This window comes from Pseudomonas sp. PDM04 (assembly GCF_014851765.1).
In the GTDB taxonomy this organism is placed as follows: Bacteria; Pseudomonadota; Gammaproteobacteria; order Pseudomonadales; family Pseudomonadaceae; genus Aquipseudomonas.
In genome coordinates this window covers 4,357-27,851 of sequence record NZ_JACVAI010000010.1, presented here as the reverse complement: position 1 = coordinate 27,851, position 23,495 = coordinate 4,357, and the positions used below count along the sequence as shown (strand labels likewise).

Below are 23,495 nucleotides of genomic sequence, written 5' to 3'. Positions count from 1 at the left end.
CTGGCTGCAAGCCGTACAGGCGCAAAACCTCAGCCTGCGCGAGTTCGAGCACACGCCGTTGGCGGACGTGCAGCGTTGGGCCGGGCAGAGTGGCGAGGCGCTGTTCGACAACATCCTGGTGTTCGAGAACTACCCGATTGCCCAGGCGCTGCAACAAGGCGCCGAGCCAGGCGTGGTGTTCGGCGACGTGGCCAACCTGGAACAGACCCATTACCCGCTGAGCATTGCCGTGACGCTCGGGCAGGCATTGGCCCTGCACTTCAGCTATGACCGGTCGCTGTTCCCGGCGGCGGCCATCGAGCGCATCAGCGCGCACTTGTTGCACCTGCTGCAGCAGTTCGCCGAGTCTGCCGAGCGTCGCCTGGGTGAAATCGCCCTGACCAATGCTGCCGAACGGGCGCAGCAGCAAGCGGACAATCATCCGCAACCGTATCCGGTCAACGTGGCGGTGCATCAGCGCATTGCCGAATGGGCGGCGCAGCGTCCCGAGCGGACGGCGGTGATCTTCGCCGGCCAGCACTTCAGCTACGGCACCCTCGATCAGCGGGCCAACCGCCTGGCCCATGCCTTGATCGCCCGGGGTGTCGGCCCGGAAACTCGGGTCGGCGTGGCCTTGCCGCGCAGTGAAGGGGTCATCGTCGCGTTGTTGGCGGTGCTCAAGGCCGGAGGCGCCTACGTGCCGCTGGACACCCGTTACCCGCGTGAGCGGCTGGCCTATCTGATTAAAGACTCGGGCCTGGCATTGTTGCTGACCGACTCTTCGGTGGCCGCGCAGTTGCCGGTGCACGGCGCGGTGGAGCGGCTGGAACTGGATCGCCTCGACCTCGACGACCAGCCCACCCGTGCGCCGCAGGTGGCAATCGATCCGCAGAACCTCGCTTACGTCATCTACACCTCGGGTTCCACCGGCAATCCCAAGGGTGTCAGCGTCGCCCACGGTCCGCTGGCGATGCATTGCCAGGCCATCGGCGAGCGCTACGAAATGCGTGACAGCGACTGCGAATTCCATTTCATGTCCTTCGCTTTCGACGGCGCCCACGAACGCTGGCTGACCAGCCTGACCCACGGTGCCTCGCTGCTGATTCGCGATGACAGCCTGTGGACGCCGGAGCAGACCTACAACGCGATGCGCGAACACGGCGTGACCGTGGTGGCGTTCCCGCCGGTGTACCTGCAACAACTGGCCGAACATGCCGAGCGTGAAGGTCATCCGCCGACAGTGCGGATCTACTGCTTCGGCGGCGACGCCGTGCCGGCCGCCAGTTTCGAGCGGGTCAAGCGCGCCCTCGATCCGGACTACATCATCAACGGCTACGGCCCGACCGAAACCGTGGTCACGCCGCTGATCTGGAAGGCCGGGCGCGACGTGACGTGCGGCGCTGCGTATGCACCGATCGGCAGCCGCATCGGCGACCGCAGTGTCTACGTGCTCGACGCCGACCTCAACCTGTTGCCGCAAGGCATGGCGGGTGAGTTGTACCTGGGTGGCACGGGGTTGGCGCGGGGCTACCTGAATCGTCCCGGCCTGACGGCCGAACGCTTTGTCGCCGATCCGTTCAGCACCCACGGAGGCTTGCTGTACCGCACCGGGGACCTGGTGCGGCAACGGGCCGACGGCACCTTCGATTACCTGGATCGCATCGACAACCAGGTGAAGATCCGCGGCTTCCGTATCGAGCTGGGGGAAATCGAAGCCAGCCTGCAAGCCCTGGCCGGGGTGCGCGAAGCGGTGGTGGTGGCCCAGGAAGGCAGCTTCGGCAGCGGCAAGCGCCTGGTGGCCTATGTGGTGGCCGACGCGCTGAACGCCGCGCGCAGCGATTTTGCCGAAGCCCTGCGCGAGCAGTTGAAGACCACGTTGCCCGCGCACATGGTTCCAGCCTATCTGCTGGTTCTGGAACGTCTGCCGCTGACGCCCAACGGCAAACTGGATCGCAAGAACCTGCCCAAGCCTGACGTCAGCCAGTTGCAGCAAGCCTACGTGGCGCCACACAGCGCGCTGGAGCAGCAGTTGGCGACGATCTGGCAGGACGTGCTGAAACTTGAGCAGGTCGGGCTGAGCGATAACTTCTTCGAGCTCGGCGGCGATTCGATCATCTCCATTCAAGTGGTCAGCCGTGCCCGTCAGGCCGGGATTCGCTTTACCCCCAAAGACCTGTTCCAGCACCAGACGCTCCAGGCACTGGCTCAGGTCGCGCAGGTCGGTGAGGCGGCACAACGGATCGATCAGGGACCGGTCACCGGTGAACTCCCGCTGTTGCCGGTGCAGCAGCTGTTCTTCGAGCAGGCCATCCCCGAGCGTCAGCACTGGAATCAGGCCGTGATGCTCAAACCCACGCAACCCCTGCGCGCCGATGTGCTGGAGCAGGCCCTGGCTGCGTTGGTGGAGCATCACGACGGCTTACGCCTGAGCTTCGTCGAACAGGCCGACGGCTGGCACGCCCGCTATCAAGCGCCGGGCAGCCTAAGCGAAGCACTGGTGTGGTCGGTGGACGTTGCCGGCGCCGCAGAGCTGGAAGCCGCCGCCAACAGCGCGCAACGCAGCCTGAATCTGCAACAGGGGCCGCTGCTGCGAGCACTGCTGGCTCACCTGGGCGATGGCAGCCAGCGGCTGCTGCTGGCGATCCATCACCTGGTGGTGGACGGCGTGTCGTGGCGGATCCTGTTCGACGACCTGCAAACCGCCTACGGTCAACTGGTCCGAAGCGAACCGCTGCGACTGCCGGCAAAAACCACGGCGGCCCAGACCTGGGCGCAGCACCTGCACAGCTATGCCTGCAGTGCGCCGTTGCAGGCCGAACTGGCCGGCTGGCAACAACGACTGCACGCTGCCGATGCAAGGTTGCCGCTGGATAACCCCGAGGGCGGGCTGCAACACAAACACGCGGTGACGGTGCGTACGCAACTGAACCGGGACCTGACCCGTCAATTGCTGCAAGACGCTCCGGCGGCTTATCGCACACAGGTCAATGACCTGCTGTTGACGGCGCTGGCCAGGGTCATGGTGCGCTGGACCGGTTCCGACAGTGCGTTGGTGCAGCTTGAAGGTCATGGTCGTGAAGCGTTGTTCGACGACGTCGACCTGACACGCACGGTCGGCTGGTTCACCAGCCTGTATCCGGCCCGACTGACTCCGGTGGCCGACCTCGGCGAGTCGCTGAAACAGATCAAGGAACAACTGCGCGCGATCCCCAACAAGGGCATCGGTTTCGGCGCACTGGCCCGCCTGGGCGACACGGCTGCACGTGAGGCCATGGCCCGGTTGCCCGTGCCGCGCCTGACCTTCAACTACCTGGGCCAGTTCGATGGCAGCTTTGCCGAGGCCGACGGCGCTCTGTTCGTGCCGTCCGCCGAGGCGGCCGGGGATGAGCTGGATGCCGAAGCGCCACTGGCCAACCTGTTGGCGCTCAACGGCCAGGTGTATGGCGGCGAGCTGAACCTGGGCTGGACCTTCAGCCGCGAGATGTTCCATGAGGCGACCATCCAGCGCCTGGCCGACGACTACGCGCAGGAACTGCAAGCGCTGATCGGTCATTGCTGCCAGGCCGGTCACCACGGCGTCACACCGTCGGACTTCCCGCTGGCCCGTCTGAGCCAGGCGCAACTGGACCGCCTGCCGTTGCCGGCAGCGCTGATCGAGGACCTTTACCCACTGTCGCCGATGCAGCAGGGCATGCTGTTTCACGCGGTGTACCAGGAGACCTCGGGCGACTACATCAACCAGATGCGTCTGGACGTCGAAGGCCTTGACCCCGAGCGCTTCCACCAGGCCTGGCAAGCGGCGGTCGAGGCCCATGACATCCTGCGCACGCGCTTCGTCTGGCAGGGGGAGTTGCCGCACCCGGTGCAGGTGGTCAGCAAACACGCGCCGATGCCTTACAGCCTGCACGACCTGCGCACCCACCCGCAGCCCGACCAGGCCTTGCAGGCATTGGCCGACAGCGAACGGCAGAACCTGCACCTGAGCGATGCAAGCCTGTTGCGCCTGGTGATCGTGCGTCTCGACGAGCAGCGCCATCACCTGATCTACACCAACCACCACATCCTGATGGATGGCTGGAGCAATTCGCAGTTGCTCGGTGAAGTCCTGCAACGTTACAGCGGTCAGTTCGTCGCGACGAACGGCGGGCGTTATCGCGACTACATCGGCTGGCTGCAACGCCAGGATGCAGCGGCCAGCGAAGCGTTCTGGACCCCGGCATTGCACGAACTGGAGGAACCGACGCGGCTTGCCCAGACGGTTGCGCCTGCGGCAGAGGGCGGCGAAGGATATGGCGATCATTTCCAGGTGCTGGACGCCGAACTGACGGCCCGCCTTGGCGAATTCGCCCGGTCTTCGAAAGTCACGGTCAACACCCTGGTGCAAGCGGCGTGGCTGTTGCTGTTGCAACGCTACAGTGGCAAGGACACCGTGGCATTCGGCGCCACGGTCGCCGGGCGCCCGGCGGACTTGCCGGGGGTGGAGCAGCAGATCGGCCTGTTCATCAACACCTTGCCGGTGATCGCCACCCCGCGTGCCGGGCAGTCGCTCGACAGCTGGCTGCAGGCGGTGCAAGCGCAGAACCTGGCCTTGCGCGAGTTCGAGCACACGCCGTTGTTCGACATCCAGCGCTGGGCCGGCCAGGGCGGTGAAGCGCTGTTCGACACCCTGATGGTGTTCGAGAACTACCCGATCGCCGAGGCACTGGAGCAGGGCGCGCCGTCAGGACTGCGCTTCGGTCCGGTGGCCGGCCGCGAACAGACTCACTATCCGCTGACGTTGCTGGTGAGCCTGGAACGCGAGCTGACGCTGCATTTCAGTTATCAGCGCACTGCGTTTGCCGAGCAGACCCTGGCGCAACTGGCGAACCAGCTGCAACACCTGCTGAGCCAGATGACAGGAGGCGGTCAACGTTGTCTCGCCGACCTGTTGCTGCTGGACGCTGCGGAGCATCAACGCATCGTCCACGCGTGGAACCTGCCGGGCGAGGGGTTTGCCGACCCCCTGTGCATCCATGAAATGATCGCCCGACAAGTTGCGGCGACCCCCGAGGCATTGGCGGTGACCTTCGGCACGCGGCACCTGAGCTACGCCGAACTCGATGCCCAGGCCAACCGCTTGGCGCATCAACTGATCGAACGGGGTGTCGGCCCGGAAGTGCGGGTCGGCGTGGCGATGCCGCGTTCCGAGCAACTGCTGGTGGCACTGCTGGCGGTGCTCAAGGCCGGTGGCGCCTATGTGCCGCTGGACCCGGACTACCCAGCCGAGCGCGTGGCCTACATGCTCGACGACAGCCGCGCGCGGGTGCTGCTGACCGAGTCGGCGGTGGCGCAGAACCTGAACGTGGCCAGCGACACCCAGGTGCTGCTGATGGACGCCGCCGATGCCTGGGCGAGTTATCCACAGCACGCGCCGCTGAGCCGCGTGACCCCGGACAACCTGGCCTATGTGATCTACACCTCCGGTTCCACCGGCCAACCGAAAGGCGTGGCCATCGCCCACCGCAACGTGTCGGCGCTGATCGACTGGTCGCAGTCGGTGTACCGCCGCGACGACATCCAGGGCGTGCTGGCCTCGACCTCGGTGTGCTTCGACCTGTCGGTGTGGGAGCTGTTCGTCACCCTGGCCAACGGCGGTTCGCTGATCATCGCTCGCAATGCGCTGGAATTGCCGCAACTGCCGGCGCGGGATCAGGTGCGCCTGATCAACACCGTGCCGTCGGCCATCAATGCGCTGCACGCCGCCGGGCAGATTCCGCCGGGCGTGCGCATCATCAACCTGGCCGGTGAACCACTGAAGCAAACGCTGGTGGACGCGCTTTACGAACAGTCAACGGTCGAGCACGTCTACGACCTGTACGGCCCCTCGGAAGACACCACCTATTCCACCTGGACCCGCCGCAGCGCCGGGGGCGCGGCGAACATCGGCCGGCCGCTGCACCACACCGCCAGCTACGTGCTGGATGCCGACCTGCAACCAGTGCCGCAAGGCGTCTCGGCCGAGCTGTACCTGGCCGGCGCGGGCATCACCCGTGGCTACCTGGGACGTGCGGCGATGACCGCCGAGAAGTACGTGCCGAACCCGTTCGCCCGAAATGGCGAGCGCCTGTACCGCACCGGTGACCTGGTGCGTTATCAGGTCGACGGTGTGATCGAGTACCGCGGGCGTATCGACCATCAAGTGAAGATCCGCGGTTTCCGCATCGAGCTGAGTGAAATCGAAGCCCGCCTGCTGCAACAACCCGGCGTCGACGACGTGGCGGTGCTGGCGCAGTACGGTCTCGGTGGTCAGCAACTGGTGGCCTACGTGGTGGCCGGGCATCAGGTGCTCGACGATGCCGAGGCGCAACGCAGCCTGCGTGAGGCACTCAAGGCGCGACTCAAGGACAGCCTGCCCGAGTACATGGTGCCGGCCCACCTGCTGTTCATCGCCCGGTTGCCGCTGACCCCCAACGGCAAGCTCGATCGCAAGGCACTGCCGGCGGTGGACGCCAGCCAGTCGCAGGCCAGCTATGTGGCGCCGCGCAGCGAGCTGGAACAGCAAGTCGCGGCGATCTGGCAGCACGTGCTGGACCTGGATCGTGTGGGTCTCGACGACCACTTCTTCGAACTCGGCGGTCACTCGCTGCTGGCGGTGAATGTGGTGTCGCGGCTGCAACTGGAACTGGGGCTGAAACTGACCCCGCAACTGCTTTTTCAATACCCCGTACTGACAGATTTCGTCAGCCGTCTGGCCGCTGCCGGTGAGCAGGTCGACACGTTGAAACTGAGCAAGCTGGACGCCCTGCTTGACGAAATGGAGGAAGCTTGATGGATACCAATGTCGCTTTGAAGATTGCGCGGCGCTTCATTACTTTGCCGCTCGACAAGCGCAGGGTGTATCTGCAGAAGATGCTCGAGGAAGGGGTGTCGCCGGCCAACCTGCCGATCCCGCAAACCCAGTCGCAGTTCGATCCGGTGCCGTTGTCCTTCGCCCAGGAGCGCCAGTGGTTCCTCTGGCAAATGGACCCGGACAGCGCCGCCTACAACATCCCCAGTGCCCTGCAGTTGCAGGGCGAGCTCGACGTGGCGGCGCTCGAACGCGCCTTCAATACCCTGATCGAGCGCCATCAGAGCCTGCGCACCACCTTCCAGCAACAGGATGACCGGGCGGTGCAGGTGATCCATCCGCACATGGCCATGACCATCGACGTGCAGGATGCGGATCAAGCGCTACCGAGCGAAGCGCGGATCGACGCGTTCGTCGCTGAACAGACCGCACGGCCCTTCGACCTGATCAACGGCCCGCTGTTGCGCGTCAGCCTGCTGCGCCTTGGCGCCCGGGAACATGTCCTGACCTTGACCCAGCACCACATCGCCTCGGATGGCGGGTCGATGCGGATCATGGTCGAGGAGTTGCTGCACCTGTATGACGCTTACCGTCAGGGCCAGGCGCCAACGCTGCCGCCACTGTCGATCCAGTACGCCGATTACGGCATCTGGCAGCGGCACTGGATGGAGGCCGGCGAGCGCGAGCGTCAGTTGGCTTACTGGCAGGCCCAGTTGGGCAACGAACACCCGGTGCTGGAACTGCCGGCCGACCATCCGCGCCCGGCGGTGCAGAGCCTGCGCGGTGCGCGGGTTGAACTGGCCTTGCCGGCGGCGCTGACCGACCGGCTCAGGGCGCTGGCCAAGGCGCAGGACGTCACGCTGTTCATGATGTTGCTGGCATCGTTCCAGACCTTGCTGCACCGTTACAGCGGTCAGGCCGACATCCGCGTCGGCGTACCGACGGCCAACCGCAACCGCGTCGAAACCGAGCGACTGGTCGGCTTTTTCGTCAACACCCAGGTGTTGCGCAGTGAGTTCGATCCACAGGCGCGCTTCAGCACGCTGCTGGCCCAGGTCAAACACTCGGTGATGGCCGCCCAGGCCCATCAGGACCTGCCGTTCGAGCAGTTGGTCGAGGCGCTGCAACCGGAACGCAGCCTGAGCTACAGCCCGCTGTTCCAGGTCATGTACAACCACCAGAGCAGCGGCGCGACCCGCAATGCCCAGGCCGCCGATCCATCGGCGCTGACCATTCGCCACCTGCACCAGCCTGCGCGCACCGCGCAATTCGACCTGACCCTGGAAACCTTCGACGAGGCGCAAGGGCTCGGCGCGCAGTTGACCTACGCCACCGATCTGTTCGAGCGCGAGACCATCGAGCGTCTGGCCCGGCATTGGCAGAACCTGTTGAACAGCCTTGTCGCCGACCCGCAGCAACGGGTCGGCGAGCTGGCGCTGCTGGACGCGGACGAGCAACGCCAGGTGCTGGTGGACTGGAACCACAGCGGCGCGGATTACCCTCGTGATCGCTGCATTCATCAATTGATCGAAGCCCAGGCCCTGCGCACGCCAGAGGCTACGGCCCTGGTGTTCGAAGGGCAGGCGCTGGATTACGCGCAGCTCAACCGCCAGGCCAATCAACTGGCGCACCGGCTGATCGAACTCGGTGTCGGCCCGGATCGACTGGTCGGCATCGCGATCGATCGCAGCCTGGAAATGCTGGTCGGCCTGTTGGCGATTCTCAAGGCCGGCGGTGCCTACGTGCCGCTCGACCCGCAGTACCCGCCGGACCGCCTGGCACACATGATCGAGGACAGCGGCCTGCAATTGCTGCTGACCCAGGCCCACCTGCTCGAACAGTTGCCGATTCCCGACGGTGTGCGGACCCTGCTGCTCGACCCGCAGGGCGAGCACGCCCGAGGCTACAGCGACGCCGATCCGCAGGTGACCCTCGATGGCGAGAACCTCGCCTACGCGATCTACACCTCAGGTTCCACCGGCAAGCCCAAGGGCGTGATGGTCCGTCATCAGGCGCTGGTGAACTTCGTCACCAGCATGCTGCGCGAGCCCGGGCTGGACGCCCGCGACCGCATGCTGTCGCTGACCACCTTTTCGTTCGATATTTTCGGCCTGGAGATCTACGGCCCCTTGCTCTGCGGCGCGAGTGTGGTGCTGGTCGACAAGCAGACCGCCCAGGACCCGCAAGCGCTGCTGGACATGATCGCCGAGCAACAGGTCAGCGTCGTGCAGGCCACGCCATCCACCTGGCGCATGCTGCTCGACCACGAGCAGGCGTCGGCCCTGCGCGGCTGCACGTTTCTCTGTGGCGGTGAAGCACTGGCCGACGACCTGGCCCAGCGCATGCTCGGCCTGGCGGGGCAGGTGTGGAACCTCTATGGCCCGACCGAAACCACCATCTGGTCGGCGGCCTGGCAACTGACCGAGGAACACCGTCGGCCGTACCTTGGCCAACCGATTGCCAACACCACGCTGTACATCCTCGGTGACGAGCTGGCGCCGAACCCGGCGGGCGCCATCGGTGAACTGCTGATTGGCGGCGACGGCCTGGCCCGTGGTTATCACGATCGTCCGGCGCTGACCGCCGAGCGTTTCCTGCCCGATCCATTCGGTAACGGCACGCGGCTGTACCGCACCGGCGACCTGGCGCGCCACCGGCACGACGGCGTGCTCGAATACATGGGGCGGATCGACCATCAGGTGAAGATTCGCGGCTTCCGCATCGAACTGGGTGAAATCGAAGCGCGCCTGCTCGAACAGCCCCGCGTGCGGGAAGTGGCGGTGCTGGCCCAGGATGCGTTGGGCAGTCAGCAACTGGTGGCCTACGTGGTCGCCTCGCCGCTGGATCTCGACGCGGCCGACGAGCAGCAGCGTCTGCGCGATGAACTCAAGGCCGCGCTCAAGGCGTGCCTGCCGGAATTCATGGTGCCTGCGCACCTGCTGTTCCTGGCGCGTCTGCCCCTGACGCCCAACGGCAAACTCAATCGCAAGGCCCTGCCGGCGGCGGACGTCAGCCAGTTGCAGACGCACTATCGGGCGCCCCGCAGCGAGCGCGAGCAGCAGGTCGCCGCTATCTGGCAGGACGTGCTCAAGCTCGATCGCGTGGGTTTGAGCGACCACTTCTTCGAGCTCGGCGGCCACTCGCTGCTGGTCACGCAGGTGGTATCGCGGGTACGCCGGGTGCTGGACATTCAGGTGCCGTTGCGCAGCCTGTTCGAGCACAGCGTACTGGAGGATTTCGTGCAGTCGCTGGGCGCCGGGCAGGGTAACCGGGCCCCGGCGATCAACCCTGTGCCGCGCGAGCAGCCGCTGCCGTTGTCCTTCGCCCAGGAACGCCAATGGTTCCTGTGGAAAATGGACCCGCACAGTGCCGCCTACAACCTCCCCACGGCCTTGCGCCTGCGTGGCACGCTGGACAAGGACGCCCTGCAACGCAGCTTCCGGGCGCTGGTCGAGCGCCATGAAAGCCTGCGCACGGCGTTCATCGAGCAAGATGGGCACACCTCGCAGGTGATCCAGGCGCAGGGGCGCGTCAGCTTCACCGAGCAGCGTCTGGCAGACGCTGACGAGGCGGGCATCAAGGCCTTTGTCGAGCACGAGACACAACGCCCGTTCGATCTGCTCGACGGTGCGCTGGTGCGCTGCGTGCTGCTGCAGGTGGGCGAGCGGGACCATGTGCTGGTGCTGACGCTGCACCATGTCGTCGCCGACGCCTGGTCGTTGCAGGTGCTGGTCGATGACTTGCTGGCCCTGTATTCGGCCGTCGAACTGCCGGCATTGCCCGTGCAATATGCCGATTACGCGGTGTGGCAGCGCCAGTGGATGGCGGCCGGTGAGCGGGAGCGCCAACTGGCGTACTGGACCGGGCAACTGGGCAGCGAACAACCGCTGCTGGAACTGCCGACCGATCATGCGCGCCCGGCGCAGCAGAGTTTTCGCGGTGCGCGCTGGTCCATCCCGATCGACGACGCCCTGGCCCTGGACCTGAAAGCCCTGGCCCGTCGCGAAAACGTCACCCTGTTCATGCTGTTGCTCGGTTCGTTCCAGGCCTTGTTGCACCGCTACAGCGGCCAGAGCGACATTCGCGTCGGCGTGCCGATTGCCAACCGCAATCGCCTGGAAACCGAGCGCCTGATCGGCTTCTTCGTCAACACCCAGGTGTTGCGCGCGGCGTTCGATGAACACCTGACGGCGGCGCAATTGCTGCAACAGGTCAAGCAGACGGCGATGGCGGCGCAGATGCACCAGGACCTGCCGTTCGAGCAACTGGTCGATGCCTTGCAGGTGCAGCGCAACCTCAGCCACAGCCCATTGTTCCAGGCGATGTTCAACCATCGCAGCGAAGCCGAATCAGGCATGGCCGCCGCGTTGCCGGGCATCGAGCTGGACCCCCTCGCCTGGGAGCACCGCAACGCGCAATTCGACCTGACCCTGGACACCAGCGACAACCCCCAGGGGCTGCACGCCGCGCTGACCTACGCCACCGACCTGTTCGAGGCGTCGACCATCGAGCGCATGGGGCGTCACTGGCTGAACCTGTTGCGCGACCTGGTGGCTGACGTCAATCGTCCGGTGGCGCAACTGGCGCTGCTGGATGAACGCGAGCGGCAACAGCATGTCGTTGCCTGGAACGCCACCGCCGCCGACTACCCATTGCAGCGCACCGTGCAGGGGTTGATCGAGGATCAGGTGCAGAGAACGCCGCACGCCTGCGCGCTGGTATTCGCCGGGCAGCGCCTGAGCTACGCCGCGCTCAATGCGCGAGCCAATCGGGTGGCCCAGGTGTTGATCGAGCAGGGCGTCGGTCCGGATGTGCTGGTGGGCATCGCACTCGAGCGCTCGGTGGAAATGGTCGTTGGTCTGCTGGCGATTCTCAAGGCCGGTGGCGCCTATGTGCCGTTGGACCCGGAGTATCCGGCGGAACGCCTGGCCTATATGTTCGACGACAGCGGCATCGAACTGCTGCTGACGCAACATCACCTGCTGGAGCAACTGCCGATTCCGGCGGGCATCCGCAGCCTGGTGCTGGATCAGGATGACGGTTGGCTCGACGGACGCAGCGACGCCAACCCGCAGCCGCTGCTCAATGGCGAAAACCTCGCCTACGTGATCTACACCTCCGGCTCCACCGGCAAGCCCAAGGGCGCGGCCAACCGTCACTCGGCGTTGGTGAACCGCTTGTGCTGGATGCAGCAGGCCTACGGGCTCGACGCCTCGGACAAGGTCCTGCAAAAGACCCCCTTCAGTTTTGACGTGTCGGTCTGGGAGTTCTTCTGGCCGCTGCTGACCGGTTCTACCCTGGTGGTCGCCGCCCCGGGCGCACACCGCGATCCGGCGCAACTGATCGAGCTGATCACCGCGCAGCGGATCACCACGCTGCACTTCGTGCCGTCGATGTTGCAGGCGTTCGTGCAGGACCCGGCCGTGGCCACCTGCACCAGCCTGACCCGCATCGTTTGCAGCGGCGAGGCCCTGCCAGTGGATGCGCAGCAGCAGGTATTCGCCCAGTTGCCGAACGCCGGCCTGTACAACCTGTACGGCCCGACCGAGGCGGCCATCGACGTCACCCACTGGACCTGCGTGGATGAAGGGCGCGACGTGGTGCCGATCGGCCAGCCCATTGCCAACCTGTCGACCTACGTCCTCGACGCCGAACTGGCACCGCTGCCGGTCGGGGTGATCGGCGAGCTGTACCTGGGCGGCGAAGGCCTGGCCCGTGGTTACCACCGCCGTCCCTCGCTGACCGCCGAGCGTTTCGTCACCAGCCCGTTCGGTGCCGGCGCTCGCCTGTATCGCACGGGCGACCTGGCGCGCTACCGTGCCGATGGCGTGATCGAATACGCCGGGCGCATCGACCATCAGGTGAAGATCCGTGGCTTGCGCATCGAGCTGGGCGAAATCGAAGCACGCCTGGCTGAACACGCCGACGTCCGCGAAACCGTGGTCATCGCCCAGGACAACACGCTGCTGGTGGCCTACGTGGTGCCGCACGATGCGGCGCTGCTGCACGCCGATGACGCGACGCGTCGCGCACTGGCGCAAGTGTTGAAAGTGCACCTGAGCCAAAGCCTGCCGGAGTACATGGTGCCGCAGCACTGGCTGTGGCTGGAAAAAATGCCGGTCAGCCCGAACGGCAAGCTTGAACGCAAAGCGCTGCCGAAAGCCGATACTCAGGTCAGCCACGACGCCTACAGTGCGCCAACCACGGCCATCGAACAGGCGCTGGTGGAAATCTGGCAAAGCGTGCTGGGGCGTGCGCCCGTGGGTACCGGTGACAACTTCTTCGAGCTGGGCGGTGACTCGATCATTTCCATTCAAGTGGTCAGTCGCGCCCGTCAGGCGGGGATTCATTTCAGCCCCAAAGACCTGTTCCTGCACCAGACCGTGCAAAGCCTGGCGATGGTGGCAACGACGGGCGAGGGGGCGTTGAGCATCGATCAGGGGCCGGTCACCGGCCCGACGCCGCTGCTGCCGTTCCAGCACCTGTTCTTCGAACGCGACCTCGCCGAACCGCACCATTGGAACCAGTCCGTGCTGCTCAAGACGGCCCGACCGCTCCACGCCGGGCACCTGGAGCAGGCGTTGCAGGCGCTGGTCGCGCATCACGATGCGTTGCGCCTGGCGTTCAGCACCGAACACGCCCAACCGCTCGCCACCCATCGTTCCCTGTCCGGGCAACCGGCGTCGTTGCTGTGGCAAGCGGACGTGGCCGATGCAGCGGCCCTCGAGCAATGGGCCGAGCAAGCCCAGCGCAGCCTCGACCTGGCCAACGGTCCGCTGGTGCGTGCGGTGCTGGCGAACCTGGCCGATGGCAGCCAGCGCTTGCTGCTGGTGATTCATCACCTGGTGGTGGATGGCGTGTCCTGGCGCATTCTGCTGGAAGACCTGCAACAGGCTTATGAGCAGTTGCAGGCCGGCCAGGTTCTCCAGCTGCCGCCCAAGACCAATTCCACCCAGGCCTGGGCCCGTCGTCTTCAGGCCCATGCCGACAGTCCGGCGATGCAGGCCCAGCTCGGTTTCTGGCGCGCGCAACTGCAAGGGGCGCGGGCAGACCTGCCATGTGAACGGCCACAGGGCGAGTTGCACAATCGGCATGCCCGGCACGTACAGACCCGGCTCGACCCGGTGCAGACGCGCCACCTGTTGCAGCAGGCGCCAGCCGCCTACCGTACACAGATCAACGATCTGCTGCTGACCGCGCTGGCGCGGGTGATCGGCGAGTGGACGGGCGAGACATCGACCCTGATCCAGCTTGAAGGCCATGGCCGCGAAGCGTTGTTCGACGAGCTCGACCTGAGCCGCAGTGTCGGCTGGTTCACCAGCCTGTTCCCGGTGCGCCTGACCCCGACCACCGAAACCGGTGCGTCGATCAAGGCCATCAAGGAACAACTGCGTGCCATCCCCGACAAGGGCCTGGGGTTTGGCGCATTGCGCTACCTGGGCAACGACGCCACCCGGCAGGCCCTCAAGGCACTGCCGGTGCCGCGCATCACCTTCAACTACCTGGGCCAGTTCGACGCCGGCTTCGCCGAAGACGCCGGCGCCTTGTTCACCCCGGCCACCGAGTCGGCGGGCGCCCCCCAGAGTCCGCTGGCCACGCTGGACAACTGGCTGACCCTGAATGGCCGGGTGTATGGCGGCGAATTGCACATTGACTGGACCTTCAGCGGGCAGATGTTCGATGAATCGACTCTCTCGCGCCTGGCCCAGGCCTATGGCCGCGAGCTGGAGCGTGTGATCGAGCATTGCTGCCAGCCGCAGCACCAGGGGCTGACACCGTCCGACTTCCCGCTGGCTGGGTTGACCCAGGCGCAACTCGACGCGCTGGCGCTCACCCCGCGCCGGGTCGAAGACATCTACCCGCTGTCGCCGATGCAGCAAGGCATGCTGTTCCACACCCTCTACGAACAACAGGCGGGCGATTACATCAATCAGCTGTGCGTGGACGTGGACGGTCTGCACGTCGAACGCTTCCGCGAAGCCTGGCAGGCGGCGATGGACGTCCACGATGTGCTGCGCAGCAGCTTTGTCTGGGACGGCGATGTGCAGCGTCCGCTGCAAGTGATCCACAAGGACCTGGCGGTGCCGTTCAGCGTACTGGACTGGCGCGAGCGCAGCGACCTGCCGCAGGCGCTGGCGGAACTGGCGAGCGAGCAACGGCGGCAGGGCTTCGACCTGCATGCCGCGCCGCTGTTGCGTCTGGTGCTGGTGCAGGTGGGTGACGGGCGTTATCACCTGATCTACACCAGCCACCACATCCTGATGGACGGCTGGAGCAATTCGCAATTGCTGGGCGACGTCTTGCAGCGCTACAACGGGCAGGCTCCGTCGCTCGGTGGTGGGCGTTATCGCGACTACATCGAATGGCTGGCGCGTCAGGACGGGCAGGTCAGCGAAACCTTCTGGAAGGCACAACTGACTGAATTCGAGGAGCCGACCTGCCTGGCCAAGGCATTGATTCACCGTGGCCGCAAAGGCGCGGGCCAAGGCGAGTACTTCCTCGACCTCGACACCCGGCGCACCACCGACCTCCAGCAATTTTCGCGAGCGCACAAGATCACCGCCAACACCCTGGTGCAGGCCGCGTGGCTGTTGCTGTTGCAGCGCTGCACCGGTCAGGACACGGTGTGTTTCGGCGCCACGGTGTCCGGGCGTCCGGCGCAACTGAGCGGCGTCGAACAGCAGATCGGCCTGTTCATCAACACCTTGCCGGTCATTGCCAGCCCGCGCGCCGAGCAACCGTTGCAGCAATGGCTGCAACAGGTGCAGGGGCAGAACCTGCTGCTGCGCGAGCAGGAACACACGCCGCTGTTCGACATCCAGCGTTGGGCCGGGCAGGGCGGTGAAGCGCTGTTCGACAACATCCTGGTGTTCGAGAACTACCCGATTGCCGACGCCTTGCAACAGGGCGGGTCGCAGGACCTGCGCTTTGGCGAGGTGGCGAACTTCGAACAGACCAACTACCCGCTGACGCTGTCGGTCATGCTCGGCGAGCAGTTGTCGATGCAGTTCAGCTACAACCGTCAACAGTTCGATGGCGCGGTGATCGAGCAACTGGCAGCCTGCCTCGACCAGCTCTTGCAGCAGATGGTCCAGGCCCCGGCCGAGCGTTGCCTGGGTGAGCTGACCCTGGTGCCGGTGGCGCTGCGCGAAGTCCTGGTGCAACCGGGCGATGAGCACCGCGTGCAGCAGATGTTCGAGCAGCAGGTGGCCAGGACCCCGGAGGCAATCGCGTTGATCTACAACGAGCAGCGCCTGAGCTACACCGCGCTCAACGCCCAGGCCAACCAGCTGGCGCATGTGCTGGTGCAGCAGGGCGTCGGCCCGGATGTGCTGGTGGGGATCGCGGTCGAGCGTTCGGTGCAGATGATTGTCAGCCTGCTGGCGGTGCTCAAGGCCGGTGGCGCCTACGTGCCGCTGGACCCGGAATACCCGGCCGAACGCCTCGGGGCAATGATCGAAGACAGCGGCCTGCGCGTGTTGCTGACCCAGCGTCATTTGCTGGGTGCACTGCCGGCGGTGCAAAACGTCAGCGTGCTCAGCCTCGATCAACTCGAGTTGCCAGCGCAGAACGACAACCTGCCGGTGCGATGCGGCGCGCAGAACCTCGCCTATGTGATGTTCACCTCCGGTTCCACCGGGCGCCCCAAAGGCGTGGCCATCGACCATTCGGCGTTGTCGCGGCATGCCCAGACGACCGTGGGTTTCCATGGCCTCAGCGCCGCCGATCGCTGCCTGCAATTCGCTACCTTCAACTTCGATGCCTTCGTCGAGCAGCTTTATCCACCGCTGATCTGCGGGGCCACGGTGATCCTGCGCGGCCCGGACATCTGGGACAGCGAAACCTGGCACCGCGAGGTGCTGGACAAACGGATCACCGTCAGCGACCTGACCACGGCCTACTGGAACATGCTGGTCAAGGATTTCGCAGCCAGCGCTCCCCGCGACTATGGCGTGCTGCGACTGGTCAGCGTCGGCGGCGAAGCGATGCCGCCCGAAGGCGTGGCCACCTGGGCCAAGGCAGGCCTGGGCCACGTGCAGTTGCTCAACACCTACGGCCCGACCGAAGCCACGGTCAGTGCCACCGAACTTGATTGCAGCGAGTATGCGTCGGGCCTCAAGCCGTTGCCGGCCACCATGCCGATCGGCCATGCGTTGCAGGGACGCGGCCTGCATGTGCTGGACATCCACGGCCAACCGGCACCGGTCGGCGTGGTCGGCGAGCTGGTGATCGGCGGCGATCTGCTGGCCCGTGGTTACTTCAACCGGCCGGACCTGACGGCCGAGCGGTTCATTCCCGACCCGTTCGACCCGCTGGGCGGCGGGCGCCTGTACCGCACCGGCGACCTGGCGCGTTATCGTCCCGACGGGTTGATCGACTACGCTGGGCGTCTCGACCATCAGGTGAAGATTCGCGGCTTCCGCATCGAGCTGGGTGAAATCGAGACCCACCTGCTCCAGGCGCCCTCGGTGCGTCAGGCGCTGGTGGTGGCGCAACCGGCGGCCATCGGTCAGCAACTGGTGGCCTACGTGGCGTTCGATGACCCGGCATTGGCACGGGGCGACGCCTCGGCGCAGGCGCAATTGCGTGAGGACCTCAAGGCGAGGTTGCGCGCCAGCCTGCCGGATTACATGGTGCCGGCGCATGTGCTGCTGCTCGAAACCCTGCCGATGAGCCCCAACGGCAAGATCGACCGCAAAGCCTTGCCGGGGGTCGATGCCAGCGCAGCCAGCGGTGATTTTGTCGCCCCCGTCGGCCCGCTGGAACAGCAGATCGCCACGGTCTGGCAGGACGTGCTGGAGCTGGAACAGGTCGGGCGCACCGATCACTTCTTCGAGCTGGGCGGGCATTCGCTGCTGGCGACCCAGGTGGTCTCACGCTTGCGCAAACTCACCGATTGTCCGTTGAGCCTGCGCGACCTGTTCAACCATCCACAGCTGCAGGACCTGGCGATGTGGATGCAGGCGCAGGACAGGCCGTTGGTCGAGGTGCCGCCGCTGCTGGCGCACGGCCGTAAAACCGTCGCGCCGCTGTCGCTGGTGCAACGGCGCCTGTGGATCGCCGAACAGCTGTCCGGTGGCACCTCGGCCTATGGCATGCCGATGGCCCTGCGCCTGCGCGGCGAGTTGTCCATCGAGCGCCTGGTGAGCAGTTTTGCCGAAGTGGTGCGTCGTCATGAAGTGCTGCGCACGGCGTATGTCCAGGACGATGAGGGCGACCCGATTGCGCTGATCAGCGAACAGGTGGCGGTCGACTTCCCGGTGACCGATTTGTCCGGATTGTCACGCAGTGCCCAGGAGGAACAGGTGGCCCAGGCGGCGCTGGACAACGTGCGCACGCCGATCGACCTGGAGCAGGCGCCGCTGTGGCGTGGGCGAATCCTGCACCTGGGACCGACCGAGCATGTGATGCTGTATGGCATGCACCACATCATTTCCGACGGTTGGTCGATGGGGGTGCTGGTCAACGAACTGGTGCGGATCTACCACCAGAGCGAGGGCCTCGACCGCACGCCATTGCCGGCGCTGGACGTGCAGTATTCCGATTTCGCCCTGTGGCAACAGGCGCTGGAACAGCGAGGTGTGCTCGGCCAGCAGGCGGCGTACTGGAAAGGGCAACTGGCCGGTTGCAGCGGCCAATTGTCGTTGCCGACGGACAACCCTCGCGGCCTGGTGCCCTCGTTCGAGGGCGACTCGGTGCAGTTCCGCCTGGAGGCCGGGTTGACCCGCGCCCTGCGCCAGCATTCCACCCAGGCCGGCGTGACCTTGTACAGCACGCTGCTGGCGTCCTTCCAGGTGCTGTTGCACCAGGTCAGCGGCGCGGCGGACGTGCTGGTCGGCGCCGATGTCGCCGGTCGCGGGCAGCCGGAACTGGAACGCCTGATCGGCTTCTTCGTCAACGTCCTGCCCCTGCGTTCGCGGTTCGACGCCGGTTCCACGTTCTCCAGCTTCCTGGCCCGCACCCAGCAAACCCTGCTCGGCGCCCTGGAGCATCAGGACCTGCCCTTCGACATGATCGTCGACACGTCGGGGGTGCCGCGACACAAAGGCATGAACCCGCTGGTGCAGGTGTTGTTCGTGATGAACAACCTGCCCGGCAGCGTGCAGACCCTCGGCGGTTTGAGCGTGGAAACGCTGCCGGTGCTGGAGTCCCATTCTAAATTCGACATGGCGTTGTTCGTTGACGATGAAGAAGGGCAATTGCTGGGTAATTGGCAATTCGCCACAACCTTGTTCGGACACGAGCGCATTCAGTCCCTGGTCAAGGCCTGGATAGCCCTGTTGGAACAGATCGTCGCTGATCAGGACATTCAATTGGGAGCTATCAGCATGCCAGTCGAACATTCAGCCGTGGCCGCCAGGCCCGCTGCGCCGGGACCGAAAGCCGACAAACTCGGCAAATTCCTCAAACGTTCGGCGACCACCGTCGCCAAAATCCGCCCCGCGCCCGTGCGTGAATCGCTGCTGGCCGCGCCGCAGCCGTTTCCGCTGTTGATGGAGCCGAACGAACCGCAGCTGGACCTGATCGAGTGGATCAGGCAGAACCGGCCGTTGATCGAACAGAAACTCGCCGAGCACGCCGGCATTCTGTTCCGTGGTTTTGCGCTGGACGGCATCCAGGGTTTCGAAGCCTTCGCCGAGGCGATCCAGCCGGGCCTCTACGGGCAGTACGGTGACCTGCCGAAGAAGGAGGGTGGCAAGAACACCTACCGCTCCACGCCGTACCCGGAGCGCAAGATGATCCTGTTCCACAACGAGAGCTCCCATCAGGACCGCTGGCCGCGCAAGCAGATGTTCTATTGCGAGCAGCCGTCGCTGTCCGGCGGCGCAACCCCGGTGGTCGATTGCCGGTTGATGTACGAAAAGCTGCCGGCGGATCTGCGCGACAAGTTCGAGGACAAGGGCCTGCTGTACGTGCGCACCTTCACCGACAAACTCGACGTGTCCTGGCAGCACTTCTTCAAGACCGAAGACCGCGCCGAAGTCGAAGCCCGTTGCCGCGCCGGTGGCATCGAGTGGCGCTGGCTCGACAACGATGAACTGCAAACCCGCACGCCGGGCCCGGCGATCATTCGTCACCCGGTGACCGGCGCCAAGTCGTTCTTCAACCAGGTTCAGTTGCATCACATCTACTGGCTGGAGCCGCAGGTGCGCGAGGACCTGCTGTCGATGTTCGGCCTGGACCGCATGCCCCGCCACGTGTTCTACGGCGACGGCACGCCGATTGAAGACGACGTCATGCAGCGCATCGGCGATCTGTACGAGGAATGCGCGGTGCGTTTCGACTGGCAGAAGGGCGACGCGATCCTGCTGGACAACATGCTGGTGGCCCATGCCCGTGATCCGTACGAAGGCCCCCGCAAAATCGTTGTCGCCATGGGCGACATGTACGACCACAGCGCCCTGGATGCGCAGCCCTCGGCGACAATCGCCCAGGGCGCAACGAACACCGAGGAAACCGGCGCATGAACCCACTATCGATGGACCCGCAGGATCTGGGTTACGCCCTGACACCCGAGCAGCAACGGGTGCTGGAGCAATTGCCGAAGGTGACGCGCTGCGCCGATGCGCTGCATTTCCTGGAAATCGCGATCAATGGCGCACTCGACCCGCAGCGCCTGCAAACCGCCCTGGATGCAGTGCTGGCGCAACAGCCGATGCTGCTCGCTCACCTGGGCAGGGTGGCGGGGCTGCATGGCCTTCGGCAGTTCGCGGCGGCGCCCGGGCGCTTCCCGTTGACGGTCCAGGCTCGCATCGACACCGAGGCTGGCATCCAGGCGCAAATCGCGGAGTGGGCGGCGCGCTCGTTTGTGGTGGGCGAGTCGGAGAATGCTCAGGCGGTGCTTTACCGTCTGGCGGACGATCAGTGGAAACTGGTGATCGGTATTGCCCGGCACAGCACCGATGAAAACGGCTTGCAGCGGCTTGATCAGCAGCTGCGTCTGGCCTATGAACAGGGGTTGCCAGGGGACGACGACGCGCCAGGCGAGTTCACCCAGTACCTGGAATGGCGCAGCGAAGTGGTGCTCGACGAGGACGCCGCCGGAGCGCGCCACTATTGGCAGCAACACCTGCAAGGCGCAGACGTCGAGCTGTCCAGCCCGTGGCTGGCCTATCGCGATTCGAGTGGTGAAGCAGCGGCGGGCACGTCATTACTGAGCAGCGCTCTGGGGTCTTCATTGCAAAGTGGTTTGCGCCGGGTCTCCGATGCGCTGCAACAACCGCCTGCCCTGTTGCTGCAAGCGGCCTGGTGGTTATTGCTCGGCCGTTTGAGCGGGCATGAGCAGATGCTGGTGGGGCTGTGCCATGACAGCCGCGAGGATTACGAGTATTTCGCCGACGCCGTGGGCGTTTTCGAGCGCAGCCTGCCGCTGAACCTGTCGCTGCCGGCGACGACGCCATTCGACCGCTGGCTGAAAGACCTGGCGACCCGCCTGGATGAACATCGCACCTGGCAGGAATACTGGTCGCCCGAACTGGCGCCGGCAGCGGCGCTGCCGGCGTATGGTTTCGCCCTGTGGCGTGCGCCGCGTGCCGGGACCAGCGCATTGCACTGGCTGCCGGTGCAGCGTCCACTGCCGCAAGCCAATGTGGAATTGCTGCTGCAAACCGAGTTGGACGAGGGCGAAAACCCGTTGGCGTTGCACCTGCAATTCGCCGCGTCGCGCTACAGCGTACAGGCGATGGATGGCTTGATCGCCCAGTTCAAGGTGTTGCTTGCCGCCATCGTCGCCACGCCCGAGGCCGAACTTGGCCGCTTGTCGTTGCTGGGCCCTGACGAACAGCGGCGCCTGTTGGCAATCAACCCGGCGCCGCACGCCGTGGAGGCTCGCTACCTGCCGCAACGCATTGCCGAACACGCCCGCGCCACGCCGCAGGCGATTGCCCTGACCGACGCCACGCAACGCCTGAGCTACGGGCAATTGCAGGCTCAGGTGACGACCCTGGCGGATGCCCTGCATGCCCAAGGGGTGGGGCGTGGCGCGATCGTCGCGCTGGCGCTGCCCCGTTCGGCTGATCTGGTGGTGGCGATGCTGGCGGCCTGGCAGGTGGGGGCGGCGTATCTGCCGCTGGACCCGCAATGGCCACAGGCGCGTCAGGCCCTGATGCTGGAGCAGGCCGCCGCCAACCTGTTGCTGGTCGATGCCGCGCAGCTCGAGCAGTGGCAGGGCGCCGGGTTACGCGTGAGTACATTGACGCAGTTGCTGAACGCGACACCGGTGGTCACTCGTACAAGCGAGCCCGCGACACAGGGTGAGGAGGCCGCCTACGTGCTGTTCACCTCGGGCTCCACCGGTATCCCCAAAGGCGTGGTCATCGAACATCGCCAATTGCTCAACTACACCGCGCAGGTCAGCGTGGCGCTGGGGCTGGACCAGTGCCGGCACGTGGGCTTCACCTCCACCGTGGCGGCGGACCTGGGCAACACCGCATTGTTCGGTGCGCTGTTCAACGGCGCCACGCTGCACGTGGCCACGGACGAGCAGATGCAGGACGGCGCGCTGTTCGGCGCGTTCCTGCAACAGCAGGCCATCGATTGCCTGAAGATCGTGCCGTCGCATCTCGCTGCGCTGCTCGACAGTGAGCACGCGCAACTGCCGCACACGCTGATTCTCGGCGGCGAACCGATTGCTCCAGCCTTGATCACGCGTATCGCTGACCTGCGCAGCGATTGCCGGGTGTTCAATCACTACGGTCCGACCGAAGCGACGGTGGGGGTGCTGGTCCATCCGCTGGCGCTAAATACCCCGGACACGGCCGCGCTCAGTCAGGTGCTGGGCAACAATCAGGTGTACGTGCTCGATGAAGCGCTGCAACTGGCGCCGGTCGGTGTGCCGGGCGAGTTGTACCTGGGCGGCGCGCAGCTGTGTCGGGGCTACCTCAACGCCGACGCGGATGCGCAGGCGTTTATCCAGAGCCCCTTCGACGCCTCGCAGCGGCTGTATCGCACCGGGGATCTGGCGCGCTACCGTCCGGACCTGTCGATCCAGTTGCAGGGGCGGCGCGATCAGCAGGTCAAGGTGCGGGGTTTCCGCATCGAGCTGGCCGAGATTGAAGCCCAATTGCTGCGCCTGCCACAGGTCGCGCAAGCCCTGGTACTGCCGGGCTCTACGGCGCAAGAGGGCCTGCTGGCCTTCGTCGTGCCCCGGCAGACGCCTGCGGCCGACTGGCTTGAGCACCTGCGCGAAGAACTGGCCCTGCGCCTGCCCAGCGTGATGCTGCCGCAGCAGATCCAGGCGGTTGACAGCTTCCCGCGCCTGGCCAACGGCAAGATCGACCGCAAGGCGTTGCAGCAGCTCGGTGCAACCTCCGCCGCGGACGTTGGTCTGGCTCCCCGCGATGCCCTCGAGCAACTGCTCGCCGCGCGCATGGCACAACTGCTCGACTTGCCACGCCTGGGCATCGACCGCGACTTCTTCGCCGCCGGTGGCCATTCGTTGCTGGTGATCAAACTGGTGGCCGGCATTCGCAAGTTGCTGCAGTGCGAGATCCAGCCAGGCCTGGTGTTCGATCACCCGACCGTGGCCGGACTGGCCCAGGCGCTACGCGCCGGCGAAAGCAGCCCCGGTCAACTGGAAAAAATCGCCCAGGCCCGCTTGCGCCTGGACACCATGAGCCCGGAAGAGAAAGCGTTGCTGACCGAGAAAGCCCGGCAGCTGCAACAAGCCAAAGCCGCACAAACCCTGTAG

Annotated in this window: 3 protein-coding genes (1 of these 3 running past the window's edge); all 3 read left to right on the top strand. The window is 65.6% G+C overall.

Annotation, left to right across the window (positions count from 1 at the left end):
* Tightly spaced (each overlapping or abutting the next), the 3 genes in view from IB249_RS29420 to IB249_RS29410 form a layout consistent with a single transcriptional unit that may run on beyond the window.
* Positions 1 to 6,787 carry the 3' portion of a non-ribosomal peptide synthetase gene (locus IB249_RS29420; protein WP_192309902.1) on the top strand. Its footprint begins 5,579 nt before the window's first position, so only the last 6,787 of its 12,366 coding nucleotides appear in the window; its start codon lies off the left edge, out of view; its stop codon occupies positions 6,785 to 6,787.
* The gene (locus IB249_RS29415; RefSeq protein WP_192309899.1) at positions 6,787 to 20,274 is read left to right on the top strand and encodes a non-ribosomal peptide synthase/polyketide synthase; all 13,488 of its coding nucleotides are present in this window, start codon (positions 6,787 to 6,789) and stop codon (positions 20,272 to 20,274) included. Before IB249_RS29420 ends, IB249_RS29415 begins: the two co-directional genes overlap by 1 nt.
* Positions 20,271 to 23,495 carry a non-ribosomal peptide synthetase gene (locus IB249_RS29410; protein WP_192309896.1) on the top strand — a complete coding sequence of 1,075 codons (3,225 nt, stop codon included), beginning with the start codon at positions 20,271 to 20,273 and terminating at the stop codon, positions 23,493 to 23,495. Before IB249_RS29415 ends, IB249_RS29410 begins: the two co-directional genes overlap by 4 nt.

Coding starts and splice junctions, on each gene's coding strand:
- IB249_RS29415 (WP_192309899.1), top strand. CDS start 6,787: ATGGATACCAATGTCGCTTTGAAGATTGCGCGGCGCTTCATTACTTTG.
- IB249_RS29410 (WP_192309896.1), top strand. CDS start 20,271: ATGAACCCACTATCGATGGACCCGCAGGATCTGGGTTACGCCCTGACA.